Source organism: Burkholderia sp. 22PA0099 (assembly GCF_047497165.1).
GTDB lineage: Bacteria > Pseudomonadota > Gammaproteobacteria > Burkholderiales > Burkholderiaceae > Burkholderia.
Window position 1 is genome coordinate 2,067,422 of the sequence record NZ_CP163164.1, and the last position, 13,782, is coordinate 2,081,203.

The 13,782-nt window shown below is 68.2% G+C and carries 5 protein-coding genes; 3 read left to right on the top strand and 2 right to left on the bottom strand.

Annotated features, from left to right (window positions below; genetic code table 11):
* Positions 1 to 36: 36 nt before the first annotated feature.
* Entirely contained in the window at positions 37 to 8,055 is an 8,019-nt protein-coding gene (locus tag AB4851_RS09215) for an autotransporter-associated beta strand repeat-containing protein (RefSeq protein WP_414446931.1), read from the top strand.
* Between the two features lie 81 nt (positions 8,056 to 8,136).
* Here the strand turns inward: AB4851_RS09215 and AB4851_RS09220 are convergent, their stop codons facing one another.
* On the bottom strand, positions 8,137 to 8,307 hold the full coding sequence (locus tag AB4851_RS09220) for a hypothetical protein (RefSeq protein WP_414446932.1): 171 nt from the start codon (positions 8,305 to 8,307) through the stop codon (positions 8,137 to 8,139).
* Positions 8,308 to 8,772: 465 nt separating this feature from the next.
* Here AB4851_RS09220 and AB4851_RS09225 point away from each other — a divergent pair, with 465 nt between their 5' ends.
* The gene (locus AB4851_RS09225) at positions 8,773 to 9,933 is read left to right on the top strand and encodes a transposase (RefSeq protein WP_414446933.1); all 1,161 of its coding nucleotides are present in this window, start codon (positions 8,773 to 8,775) and stop codon (positions 9,931 to 9,933) included.
* 405 nt (positions 9,934 to 10,338) lie between these two features.
* On the opposite strand, the gene AB4851_RS09230 is transcribed toward AB4851_RS09225, so the two are convergent.
* On the bottom strand, positions 10,339 to 11,892 hold the full coding sequence (locus AB4851_RS09230; protein WP_414446934.1) for a mannose-1-phosphate guanylyltransferase/mannose-6-phosphate isomerase: 1,554 nt from the start codon (positions 11,890 to 11,892) through the stop codon (positions 10,339 to 10,341).
* A gap of 426 nt (positions 11,893 to 12,318) precedes the next feature.
* On the opposite strand from AB4851_RS09230, the gene AB4851_RS09235 reads away from it, so the two are divergent.
* A complete protein-coding gene (locus AB4851_RS09235; RefSeq protein ID WP_414446935.1) occupies positions 12,319 to 13,695 on the top strand; it encodes an undecaprenyl-phosphate glucose phosphotransferase in 1,377 nt (458 codons plus the stop codon).
* Positions 13,696 to 13,782 lie beyond the last annotated feature (87 nt).

Here is a 13,782-nt window from a genome sequence, read left to right on the forward strand (position 1 = left end):
ATCCGTATCCGCTCAAACATGATTGGGGAATAAAGAATGGTCCGCGCTCGCGATCCGCATGAATCTGATGTGCCGAAAATCCTGCCCGCGATGGGCGTATTCCTCGCATTGGTCGGGGCCGGGATCATTCCGGCTCACGCGGCCTGTACGACCGCGGGCAGCAACGTCACGTGCAGCGGCGCGGCCAACCCGCTTGCCCCCAGTTTTTCGAACGGTGCGAACAACCTGAACGTGACGGTGAACCCGGGCGGCAGCGTGGGCGTGCTGCTGGGTGTGGGCGGCAACGCGATGACGCTGACCGGCAGCAACGACACGCTGACCAACAACGGCCGGATCGATCCCACGCTGCTCGGCACCGGGCTCGGCGTGCTGTCCTCGGGCGTGGTGATGGGCAATACGTCGGCCAGCACGCAGACGGTCACCAACAACGGCTCCATGAACGGCACCACCGGGTTGTCGATCGGCCTGACCGGCATGGCGCTCGCGGTGCAGAACGGTGCGGGCGGCACCACCAACATCACGAATACCGGCACGATGGCCACCAGCGGCATCATCGGCGCCACGTTGCTCGGGCCGGATGCGGGCGTGATCGCGGCCTACGGTGGCGGGCAGGTCAACGTCAACAACTCGGGCACGATCACGGGCCGGGTCGCGCTGGGCAGTTCGGCGGGCGGCAATACGTTCACGAATTCCGGCACCGTGAACGGCAGCGTGTCGATGGGCCAGAACAGCACGAACCAGTTCATTGCCACCACCGATTCGTCGGTCAACGCGGCGGGCGGCACGGGCCTGGCGGTCAATCTCGGGATCGGCGCGGTCACGATCGGCTTCGCGGCAACCGGCACGGTGGATGGCGGCGCGGGCGGCAACAACACGCTGTCGCTGCAGCAGGGCACCTCGGCCACGGGCAGCATCAGCAACAGCGGCTACGTCAACTTCAACCATCTCGACGTGCAGAGCGGCACCTGGACCTTGAGCGGCGCGTCGAGCGTGGCCGATGCCTCGCTCGGCAACGGCGCGACGGCCGTGGTCGACAATGCGGCCTCGCTCGGCACCGGCACGATCAGCTCGAACGGCGGCGCGATCCAGGCGGCCACGCCGGGCTTGACGCTCTCGAACGCGATCGGCCTGAGCGGCAACGGCCTGACCGTGAGCGGCGCGTCGGGGCTCGGCTTGAGCGGCACGATCTCGGGCGGCGGCGCGTTGACCCAGGCGGGTTCCGGCACGCTGACGCTGACCGGCGTGAATACCTACACGGGCGGTACCAAGCTGAATGCGGGCAAGGTGGTGGTCGGCAACAACGCGGCGCTCGGCACCGGCACGGTGACGGTGGGCGGCAACGCGACGCTCGACAGCAGCCAGGCCGTTTCGCTGTCGAACCAGATCGCGGTAAACGCCGGTGCCACGCTCGATCTGGGCGGCAGCAACGCGATGAACCTGGGCGGCGCGATCTCCGGTGCGGGCGGTGTGGCCAAGGACGGTGCGGCCACCGTCACGTTGACGGGCGCGAACACCTACACGGGCGGCACCACCATCAACGCGGGCACGCTGGCGCTCGGCGCGGGCGGTTCGCTGGCGGCGACAGGCGCGGTCAACCTGAGCGGCGCGGGCGCCGGCTTCGACATCAGCGCCTCCGGCGCGAACCAGACGATCGGTGCGCTGTCGGGCGCGGCCGGCACCACCGTCGCGCTCGGGGCGAACGCGCTGACGTTCGGCGACGCGACCAATCAGGCGTTCGGCGGCACGATCGGCGGCACGGGCGCGGTCGTCAAGCAGGGCGCCGGCACGGAAACGCTGACGGGCGCGAACACCTACACGGGTGGCACCACCATCAACGGCGGCACGTTGGCACTGGGCGCGGGCGGTTCGCTCGCGGCCGGCGGCAGCGTCAATCTCGGCTCGGCCGGCGCGAGCTTCGATATCAGCGGCGCGGGTGCGAACCAGACGGTCGGTGCGCTGTCGGGCGTGGCCGGCACCACGGTCAATCTCGGCGCGAACGCGCTGACATTCGGCAACGCCACCAACCAGACGCTCGGCAGCGCGGTCATTGGCACCGGTGGCCTGGTCAAGCAGGGCACCGGCACGGAAACGCTGACGGGCGCGAATACCTACACGGGCGGCACCACGGTCAACGCGGGCACGCTGGCGATCGGCGCGGGCGGCTCCCTCGCGGCCACGGGTAGCGTCAACCTGGCGAATGCCGGCACGGCGCTCGACCTGAGCGGCGCGAGCACGCCGCAGTCGATCGGCAGCCTGAGCGGCGCGGCCGGTTCGGCCGTGGCGCTGGGCGGCAACAGCCTGAGCCTCGGCGGTGCAGGCAACGCCACCTTCGCCGGCACGATCGGCGGCACGGGCGGCGTCACGAAGAAAGGCAGCGGCACGGAAACGCTGACGGGCGCGAACACCTACACGGGCGGCACCGCCATCAACGCCGGCACGCTGGCGCTCGGCGCGGGCGGGTCGCTGGCGGCGACAGGCACGGTCAACCTCGGCGTCACGGGGGCGCGTTTCGATATCAGTGCTGCGGGGGCGGCGCAGACGATCGGCAGCCTGTCGGGCGCGGCCGGCACGACGGTGGCGCTGGGCGGCAACGGCCTGAGCTTCGGCGATGCGGGCAATGCCACGTTCGGCGGCGCAATCACGGGCACGGCCGGCATCACGAAACAAGGCACCGGCACGGAAACGCTGACGGGCGCCAACACCTTCACCGGCGGCGCGACCATCAACGCGGGCACACTGGCGATCGGCGCGGGTGGTTCGCTCGCAGCCGGCAGCAGTGTCAACCTCGCGAATGCGGGAACGGGGTTTGATATCAGCGGCGCGAGCACGTCGCAGACGATCGGCGGCCTGAGCGGCGCGGCCGGCACGAGCGTGTCGCTGGGCGGCAACGGCCTGAGCTTCGGCGACGCGGGCAGCGAAACGTTCGGCGGCACGATCTCGGGCACGGGCGGCATCACGAAGATCGGTACGGGCACGGAAACGCTGACGGGTGCCAACACCTACACGGGCGGCACGACCATCAACGCGGGCACGCTGGCGATCGGTGCGGGCGGTTCGCTGGCCGCGACGGGCGGTGTCAACCTCGCGAATACGGGGGCGGCGCTCGATCTGAGCGGCGCGACCACGCCGCAGACGATCGGCGGCCTGAGCGGCGCGGCCGGCTCCACGGTTGCGCTGGGCGGCAACAACTTGAGCCTCGGCGATGCAGGCAACGCCACGTTCGGCGGTTCGATCACCGGCACGGGTGGCATCACGAAACAAGGCGCCGGCACGGAAACGCTGACGGGCGCGAACACCTTTACCGGTGGCGCGACCGTCAACGCGGGCACGCTGGCGATCGGCGCAGGCGGTTCGCTTGCGGCCGGCAGCAACCTCGACCTCGCCAATACCGGCACGACGTTCGACCTGAGCGCTGCAACCACGCCGCAAAGCCTCGGCGGCCTGAGCGGCGCGACTGGTTCCACGGTCAATCTCGGCGCGAACAACCTGGGCTTCGGCGATACGGGCGACGAAACGTTCGGCGGCGCGATCGTCGGCACGGGCGGCATCACGAAACAAGGCACCGGCACCGAAACGCTGACGGGCGCGAACACCTTCACGGGGGGCACCACCATCAACGCAGGCACGCTGGCGATCGGCGCGGGCGGTTCGCTCGCGGCCGGCGGCAGCGTCAACCTGGCGAATGCCGACACGGCGCTCGACCTGAGCGGTGCGACCACGCCGCAGGCGATCGGTGGCCTCAGCGGTGCGGCCGGTACGAACGTGACCCTGGGCACCAACAACCTGAGTTTCGGCGACGCGGGCAGCGAAACCTTTGGCGGCACGATCGCGGGCACGGGCGGCGTCACCAAGCTTGGCGCGGGCATCGAAACGCTGACGGGTGCCAACACCTACACGGGCGGCACGACCGTCAACGCGGGCACGCTGGCGATTGGCGCAGGCGGTTCGCTGGCCGCGACGGGCGGCGTCAACCTCGCGAATGCGGGCGCGGCGCTCGACCTGAGCGGCGCAACCACGCCGCAGACGATCGGTGGTTTGAGCGGCGCGGCCGGCACGACGGTGTCGTTGGGCAGCAACGGCCTGAGCCTCGGCGATTCGGGCAACGCAACGTTCGGCGGCGCGATCACGGGCACGGCCGGCATCACGAAACAAGGCACCGGCACCGAGACGCTGACGGGTGCCAACACCTTCACCGGCGGCGCGACCGTCAATGCCGGCACGCTGGCGATCGGCACGGGCGGTTCGCTCGCGGCCGGCAGCCGCGTCAATCTCGCGAATTCGGGCGCGGGCTTCGATATCAGCGGTGCGAGCGCAGCACAGACGATCGGTGGCCTGAGCGGCGCGGCCGGCACGAGCGTGTCGCTGGGCAGCAACGGCCTGAGCTTCGGCGACGCGGGCAGCGAAACGTTCGGCGGCACGATCTCGGGCACGGGCGGCATCACGAAGATCGGTACGGGTACGGAAACGCTGACGGGTGCCAACACCTACACGGGCGGCACGACCGTCAACGCCGGCACGCTGGCCATTGGCGCAGGCGGCTCGCTGGCGGCAGGCGGCGGCCTCGACCTTGCGAACGCGGGCACGACGTTCGACGTGAGCGGCGCGACTACGCCGCAGGCCGTCGGCGGCCTGAGCGGCGCGGCCGGTTCCACGGTTGCGCTGGGCGGCAACAACTTGAGCCTCGGCGATGCCGGCAACGCCACGTTCGGCGGTTCGATCACCGGCACGGGCGGCATCACGAAACAAGGCACCGGCACCGAAACGCTGACGGGTGCCAACACCTTCACGGGTGGCGCGACCGTCAATGCCGGCACGCTGGCGATCGGCGCAGGCGGTTCGCTCGCAGCGGGCAACAGCCTCAACCTCGCGAACTCGGGCGCGGCGTTCGATCTGAGCGGCGCGACCACACCGCAGACGATCGCTGGCCTGACGGGCGCGACCGGCACGACGGTCGCGCTCGGCGCCAACACACTGAGCTTCGGCGACGCCGGCAACGCAGCCTTTGGCGGCACGATCGCCGGCACGGGCGGCCTCGTCAAGCAAGGCGCCGGCACGGAAACGCTGACCGGCGCGAACACCTACACCGGCGGCACCACCGTCAACGCGGGCACGCTGGCGATCGGCGCGGGTGGGTCGCTCGCCGCAAGCGGCGGCCTCAACCTCGCGAACGCGGGCACGACGTTCGACCTGAGCGGCGCGACCACGCCGCAAACCATCGGCGGCCTGAACGGCGTGGCCGGCACGAGCGTGTCGCTGGGCGCCAACACCCTGAACCTCGGCGATGCGGGCAACGCCACGTTCGGCGGCGCGATCGGCGGCACCGGGGGCCTCGTCAAGCAAGGCGCCGGCACGCAGACGCTGACCGGCACCAACACCTTCACCGGCGGCGCAACCGTCAACGCGGGCACGCTGGCGATCGGCGCGGGCGGTTCGCTGGCCCCCGCGGGCGATGTCAACCTCGCGAACGCGGGCACGACGTTCGACCTGAGCGGCGCGACCACGCCGCAAACCATCGGCGGCCTGAACGGCGCGGCCGGTTCGTCGGTGGCGCTGGGCGGCAACACGCTGACGCTCGGCGGCGCGGGCAACGCCAGCTTCGGCGGTGCGATCGGCGGCACGGGCGGCCTCTTCAAGGCCGGTGCAGGCACCCAGACGCTGGCGTCCGACAGCACCTACAGCGGCGGCACGACCGTGACGGGCGGCACGCTGGTGGTGGGATCGAACGGCGCGCTCGGCACCGGCGCGTTGAACGTGACGGCCCCGGCCACGCTCGATGCGTCCACGGCGGTCACGCTAAACAACGCCGTCAGCCTGGGCAGCACGGCGACCATCGCCGGCACTCAGGATCTGACGCTGGCCGGCACGGTGTCGGGCACCGGCGGCCTCGTCAAGAACGGCAACGCGGCGCTCACGCTCACCGGCGCGAATACCTTCAGCGGCGGCACCACGCTGAACGCGGGCACGCTCTCGCTCGGCAACGCGCAGGCGCTCGGCGTCGGCTCGCTCACGGTCAACGGCGGCAGCCTGCTGCTCGGCACCACCGCGCTGACGCTCGACGCGCTGAACGGCGCGGCCGGCAGCACCATCGACACCGGCACGGGCGGCCTCACGGCCAGCAGCGGCACCTACGGCGGTTTGCTGACGGGCGCGGGCTCGTTGACCAAGAATGGCGCGGGCACGCTCACGCTGACCGGCGAGAACACCTACACGGGCGGCACCACGATCGGTGGCGGCACGCTGCAGATCGGCGACGGTGGCAGCGCCGGTTCGATCCAAGGCAATGTCGTCAACTTCGGCCGCCTGCTGTTCGCGCGTGGCGACAACATCACGTACGACGGCGCGATCAGCGGCACCGGCTCGCTGACGCAGGCCGGCAACGGCCAGTTGACGCTGACCGGCACGAGCACGTTGAGCGGCCCCACCACGGTGGCGGCCGGCACGCTGAACGTGGCCGGCTCGCTGGCGCAATCGACCGTGACCGTCAACAACGGCGCGACCGTCACCGGCTCGGGCACCCTCGGCGGGCTGGTGGTCAACAGCGGCGCGACGGCGGCCGCGAACCAGCCCGGCTCGGCGCTGAACGTGGCGGGCAACGTGACGTTCCAGCCCGGCTCGACGCTGCAGGTCGCCGCCACGCCGCAGCAAAGCGGTTCGGTCGCGGCCACCGGCAGCGCGCAGCTCGACGGCGGCACGGTGCAGGTGCTGGCGAACACGGGCACGTATGCGCCGCTCACGCGCTACACCATCGTCAACGCGGGCGGCGGCGTGAACGGCACGTTCAGCGGCGTCAACAGCAACCTCGCGTTCCTGAAGCCGCTGCTCGGCTACGACGCCAACCGTGTCGTGTTGAGCCTGGTGACCAACGGCACCTCGTTTGCCGATATCGCGCAAACCGGCAACCAGCGTCAGGTCGCCAACGCGATCGGCACGCTCGGTGTCGGCAATCCGATCTACAGCGTGGTGCTGTCGAGCGACGCGAACAACGCGCGCGCGGCGTTCAACGCGCTCGACGGCGAGCTGTACGCGAGCATCAAGAGCGTGCTGCTGACCGACAGCCGTTACGTGCGCGATGCGGTAACGGATCGCGTGCGCCAGGGCCTCGGCGCCGCCAGCGGGCCGCTGGCGGCGCTCGCCTCGGGCGGCGCATCGGTGTGCGGCGACGCGAATTCGGTGCTGTCCGGCCCGGCCGGCGCCGCGGCCGCGCAGCAGCGCTGCCAGGCCGCGCCGTATCAACCGGTGGTGTGGGGGCAGGCGTTCGGCGGCCGCAGCCGGCTCGATGGCGACGGCAACGCGTCCTCCCTCTCGCGCAGCATGACGGGCTTCATCGCCGGCGCCGACATGGGCCTCGGCGACCACTGGCGCGCGGGTCTGGCCGGCAGCGTCACGCACAGCAGCTTCGACAACGACACGCAATCGTCGGCCAGCGCCGACAGCTACTCGGTGTCGCTGTACGGCGGCGGCCAGTTCGGCGCGCTCGGCGTGCGCGGCGGTGCGGCCTACACGTGGCACCGCATCGACGGCGATCGCTATCCGTCGTTCGCGGGCTTCTCGGATCACGCGCAAAGCAGCCTCGACGCGCAGACGGCGCAGGTGTTCGGCGAAGTCGGCTACGCGCTGCCGGCCGGCCCGATCGCGCTCGAGCCGTTCCTGAACCTCGCTTACGTGAATCTGCATACCGACGCCTTGAGCGAGACGGGTGGGGCCTCGGCGCTGCGCGGCAACAGCGCGTCGAACAACATCGGCTTCTCGACGGCGGGCCTGCGCGCGGCGACCAAGTTCAGCGTGATGTCGAACGGCGGCTTCACGGCGCGCGCGATGGCGGGCTGGCGTCACGCGTTCGGCTCGACCACGCCGAATTCGACGTTCTCGTTCGTCAGCGGCGGTGGCGCGTTCCAGGTGGCCGGCGTGCCGATCGCGCGCGACGCGGCGGTGGTGGAGCTGGGCATCGATGCGAACCTGACGCAGCGCCTGAAGCTGGGCCTGACGTACAGCGGCCAATACGGCAGCGGCGTGCGCGACAACGCGGTGCTCGGCAACCTGCTCTGGAAGTTCTAAGCGCCAGCAGGGCCCTACGCGAACGGATGCCCGCGCATCCGTTCGCATCCCGAAGTTTGCCGACGATGCAATCGTCGCGTATCAGGGGGCTGCGGCCTTCGCGAGCAGTTCGTGTTCCCGGTCAGGGTTGCCGCCCGCGGCCAGCGGGCATCGCCGTTTGATGCGCGGTATTCCGGCGAGCGGGGTTATTGCGATCGAAACGGCGAACCACTCCATCAATTGATTGCACGGTTTGCAATTGAATTGCGACATTTGTCGATCAATTTCCGGCTAATTTACCGATTTCAGATCACAGTCGGAAAATCATTCCTTTTCTAATTCGTTATCGCGACCTGAAACAAATCGTAAGCAAATATGACAATCCACGAAATCCATGCTGGCAAAGGGTTTTAGCGCGATGGGGCGGCGTGTTTAGAGGCGGCATGGATTACCATTTTGTGGCTGAATCCATTCCTTGTTTCAGCGGGTAACAATACGAGATTGTCATATTGAGGCAAACCCTGATGGTGGTATGCTTCATGCACATTAAATTCCGCATCCCATAGCGAAAGGGGTTTCGTGCATCGATGCCGTGAATTGCAGCACCGCTTCAGTGCGCAATGCATCGGTACGGCACACCCGGTAATCGTCCAATGTGCAACCCGGCCATGATCGTGCATGCCACACGGTCATGTCGCCCCGATCGCAGCCCCGGCCCGGCTGCGTGTGGAGATATCTATGTTCTTCGATGAGCTGAACGATGAAGAATGGACACGCGTATCGACGCTGATCGCGGACGAGCCGATCCGGCTGAATCGTCGCGGGCGCCCGCGCGCGGAAACGCGCGTGGTGGCGAACGCGATCCTGTGGATTCTGACCACCGGCGAACCCTGGTCCAAGCTGCCGGGCCGCTATCCGTCCGGCCCCACCTGCCGCCGCCGTTTCGAGGAATGGCTGGCAAGCGGCACGCTCGGCGAGATGGTCGCGATGCTGACCGACATGAGCCGCCGCACGTTCGCCTACGTGCCGCCACCGCCGCCCGAACTCGTGGTGCCTGCCGCGAGCGACGAGCCGGTCGTCAATAACGATCGGCTGCGCGGCGTGTTCTGGCAGAACCCCGAATCGTGGCGCCTGCCGGTGGCCGAGGCCGACACCTGGTGCGACGAGGAAGACGAAGCCGGCATGCGCCAGACGGTGCGCGAAGCACCGGTGGCCGCGTCGATCGAGCCGCCCACGCCGCTGGCCGTGCAGCCGCAACCCGCAGCGCGGCAACTCGCGCAACTGCTGCCGCCCGTGCAGGCCGCCGCCGTGGCGCTGCACGCCGAGCCGGCCGCGCGTGCCGCCAATCCTGCGGAATCCGAAGCGAATGCGGAGGGTGACCATCCGCGGCCCGTGTCGGTGCGTTTCGCGACCGTCGCGCCGCAATCGGAGCCGTACTGTGGCTTCACGCTGTACGGCACCGCGCAGCCGGTGCAGAACATGATGTATCGCGCCTGGGCCGAGATCGCGCAGGACGGCCGCCGCGTCGAACGCTCGGGCCTGATCGGCCCGCGCTTCTCCGATCCCGAGGCGGCCGAGCGTTTCGCGATCGCCTGGGCGCGCGACTGGGTCGACCAGCACCGCGTGCTCGAGGCGGATGCCGAACTGCCGACCGCGACGGTGGCCGCACCGGCCTCGGTGCCGCTCGCGAATCACGAGCCGGTGTCGCTGCCGAAGCTGCGCACCGTGCACCCGGTGTCGGCCGCGCTCGCCACGCTGTCGACGCTCGTGCCGAACGACCGCAACAACATTCGTCACTTCGGCAGCGAACGCCTGAATCCCACCGAAGACGAATTGGGTGAGGCTGCGGCGCGTTCGCTGGACCTGCCGCACCGCGAATTCGCTTACCAGATCGGATAAATCGCACCGGGCTGCCGCGCTTTCTCAGGCGGCTCTGTTGCGGAGCATGATGGGCCACACGCCGGCGCCTTCGGGCCGTCGGCGTTTTTCATGCAGCCGGCGCTTCGTTATCCGTCAGGATGACGAAGTGCTGAAGCGCCAACGCCGAAGCGCCAACGCCGAAGCGCTACCGCCGAAGCGCCACCGCCGAAGCGCCAACGCCGAAGCGCCAACGCCGAAGCGCCAACGCCGAAGCGCTACCGCCGAAGCGCCAACGCCGAAGCGCCACCGCCGAAGCGCCACCGCCAACACTACGCACACCCAAACAAAAACGCGGCGGCCTGCCACGCACCTTGCCGGTACGCAACAGGCCGCCGCGAGGCGGACCTTCGTGTTCGATTCAACGCGGCATCGAGCCGCCGCGCATCAGCCTCGGCCGTAGGTATCGTCGAAGCGGACGATATCGTCCTCGCCCAGATACGAACCCGATTGCACCTCGATCAGTTCGAGCGGCATCTTGCCCGGGTTGTCGAGCCGGTGCGTGGTGCCGAGCGGGATATAGGTCGATTCGTTTTCCGACAGCAGGAAGGTTTCGTCGCCGCGCGTGATGCGCGCCGTGCCGCTCACCACGATCCAGTGCTCGGCGCGATGGTGGTGCATCTGCAGCGAAAGCTGCGCGCCCGGCTTCACGACGATCCGCTTGACCTGGAAGCGCTCGCCCATGTCGACCGAATCGTAATGGCCCCACGGGCGATGCACCTTGCGATGGTTGGTGGCTTCGGCGCCGGCTTCGGCCTTCAGTTGCTTGACGATCTTCTTGACGTCCTGCACGTTCGCCTTGTCGGCCACCAGCACCGCGTCGGGCGTTTCCACCACGATCATGTCGCGCGTGCCGACGCAGGCGATCAGCCGGCCTTCCGAATGCGCGAACGTGTTCGACGCGCCCTCGAACATCACGCGCCCGCGCGCGACGTTGCCGCCGTCGTCCTTCTCCGAGATCTGCCAGATCGCATCCCACGAGCCCACATCCGACCAGCCCGCATCGAGCGGCACCACCACGCTTTCGCACAGCTCCGGCGCGTTGACGAGCGGCTCCATGACCGAGTAATCGATCGAATTCGACGGCGATTCGCCGAAGCTCTCGCGGTGCAGGCGGAAGAACGTGCCGTCGTCGGTGCCGTTGGCCACCGCGCGTTCGCAGGCCGCATGGATCAGCGGCTGGAAGTGCTTGATCGCCTTCAGCCACACCGATGCGCGCACCACGAAAATGCCGCTGTTCCAGAGGTAATCGCCCGACGAGACATATTGCTGCGCCAGTTCGAGGTGCGGCTTCTCGACGAAGCGTTCGAGCTTGCGCACCGCCAGCTTGCCGCCGTCGTCGACTGTCTGACCGACGCGGATGTAGCCGTAGCCGGTTTCGGCATGGGTCGGCAGGATCCCCATGGTGGCGATGCGGCCCTGGGCGGCGTGGCGGATCGCGGCGTCGATGGCGGCCTGGAAGCGCGTGAGGTCGGCCACCGCGTGATCGGCCGGCATGACCGTCAGCACCGCGTCGCCCCCTTCGGCGATCGTGCGCAGCGCGGCGATCGTCAGTGCCGGGGCGGTATCGCGGCCGAACGGTTCGAGCACGATCGACGCGTCCTTGCCCACCAGCCGCAGCTGCTCGGCCGTGGTGAAGCGGTGATCGTCGCCGCACACCACCATGATTCGTTCGGAGACCGGAAGATCGCCTTCATAGCCTTCGAGGCGGCGCGTGGTCGATTGCAGCAGCGATTCGCTGCCGAGCAAGCCGATCAACTGCTTGGGGAACTGTTCGCGAGACATCGGCCAGAGGCGCGTGCCGGAACCACCCGCCAGCACGACCGGCTGCACGGCCACGCGGGTGGCGGCCGGCGTGGCGGCATCGCGGCTGGCTGCGGGAGCGGGCGTGGCGGGGGAGACGACGTTCGGCGTGGCGCCGACGACGGACGGAGGGTTCATTGGGCACTCCTCGAGACGGTGGATCGGTCCGAATATTTTTAGCACGACATAATTAATCGATAAAAGCGTTTTGCTGCGCCGCACGATCGCCGCCCGGCGTAAAAATATAAAAAATTATGTCAGTGACGTCATCAAAATTCGTCTGCGTAAAAAGTGTAAAGAATAGGATGAAATGAACGATATGTCATTGATTTTAAACAAGTCACGACGTTTTACTGATTTCAGGTGCCTGCAAATGATCTTTAAATTCGGAAAAATTTGCTCAGAAAAAATCGACAGAAAAATGCAAAACTTTCCGAATATTTTTAGAAATACTTGCGCGCTTGCAGCAACAATTTTCTTGCCGCTTCAATAGCGCCTGCAGCCAGCGACACGGTGTCGTATCGCGCTGCGACCCGATCATTTGTCCAGGCTGAAGGAGCGACCATGTTGAGCGTGTTGGCGAGAGTGATCGATATCGCGATGGCGTTGCTGGGTGCGCTGATCGCGGCCGCGCTGCATCGCGGCGGCTTCGTCGCGCTCGACGATCTGCAGCGTTCGATGGTGCTGTTCAACGGCATGCTGATCGTCGCGTTTTTCCCCGCGTTCGGGATCTACCAATCCTGGCGCGGCAAGCCGGTGCGCGCGCTGTTGTGGCGCGTGGCCAGCGCCTGGTGCGTGGTGGAGGGCGCCGGCATCCTGATGAGCTTCAGCTTCCACCATTCGGGCGAGCTGTCGCGGCTGTGGCTCGGCTACTGGGGCGTGATCACCGCCGCGCTGCTGGTGGCGTCGAAGGCCAGCGTGCACTGGGTGCTGCGCAGCCTGCGCCGCGAGGGCTACAACCACAAGGCGGTCGGCATCGTGGGCGACACCGGCGTGACGCGCCGGCTGATCGCGCAGATGCGGGCGCGGCCCGAGGCGGGCTTCACGCCGTCGTGCGTGTTCGACGTGACCGGCCAGGTGGAGACGCGCGAATGCGAGGGCGTGCCGGTCGAGCGGCGTTTCTCCGAGCTGGTGCGGCTGGTGCGCGGCCGCGCGCTGCGCGAGCTGTGGCTGGCGCTGCCGATCACCGAGGAGCAGCAGATCCACCGCATCGTGACCGAGTTCCAGCACGACTTCGTCAACATCCGGCTGATTCCGGACGTGCGCAGCCTGTCGTATTTCAACCAGGAGGTGGTGGAGCTGCTCGGCGTGCCGGCCATCAACCTGGCGGCCTCGCCGATCACCGACGTGCGCATTCTGCCGAAGTTCGTGTTCGACCGGATGTTCGCGCTGGCGGCGCTGACCATGCTGGCGCCGATCATGCTGATGATCGCGGCGATGGTGAAGCTGACCTCGCCCGGCCCGGTGTTCTTCCGCCAGACGCGCAAGGGCATCGACGGCAACGAGTTCCGCATCTACAAGTTCCGCTCGATGAAGATGCACAACGAGGTGAAGGGGCAGGTCACGCAGGCGCGCAAGGGCGACGCGCGGATCACCCCGGTGGGCCGCTTCCTGCGCCGCACCAGCCTCGACGAGCTGCCGCAGTTCATCAACGTGCTGAAGGGCGAGATGTCGGTGGTCGGGCCGCGTCCGCACGCGCTCGAACACGACGACATCTACAAGGATCTGGTGCGCGGCTACATGTTCCGCTACCGCATCAAGCCGGGCATCACCGGCTGGGCGCAGATCAACGGCTTTCGCGGCGAAACCGACCGCGTCGAGAAGATGTCCGGCCGCGTGAAGCTCGACCTGTACTACATGCAGAACTGGTCGTTCTGGCTCGACATCAAGATCGTCGTGCTGACGCTCTGGAAGGGCTTCACCGGCAGCAACGCGTACTGAGCTTGACGCTTACCGTGGCGCGCCGCACCCGGCGCCGCCGCACTTTTCCGATCAACGCGAACGACCTTCACCGGTCGCAAGGGCTGA

Bases quoted from the DNA above. Each gene is read 5' to 3' on its own strand.
- AB4851_RS09225 (WP_414446933.1), top strand. From the start codon at position 8,773: ATGTTCTTCGATGAGCTGAACGATGAAGAATGGACACGCGTATCGACG.
- AB4851_RS09220 (WP_414446932.1), bottom strand. From the start codon at position 8,307: ATGTCGCAATTCAATTGCAAACCGTGCAATCAATTGATGGAGTGGTTC.
- AB4851_RS09230 (WP_414446934.1), bottom strand. From the start codon at position 11,892: ATGAACCCTCCGTCCGTCGTCGGCGCCACGCCGAACGTCGTCTCCCCC.
- AB4851_RS09235 (WP_414446935.1), top strand. From the start codon at position 12,319: ATGTTGAGCGTGTTGGCGAGAGTGATCGATATCGCGATGGCGTTGCTG.
- AB4851_RS09215 (WP_414446931.1), top strand. From the start codon at position 37: ATGGTCCGCGCTCGCGATCCGCATGAATCTGATGTGCCGAAAATCCTG.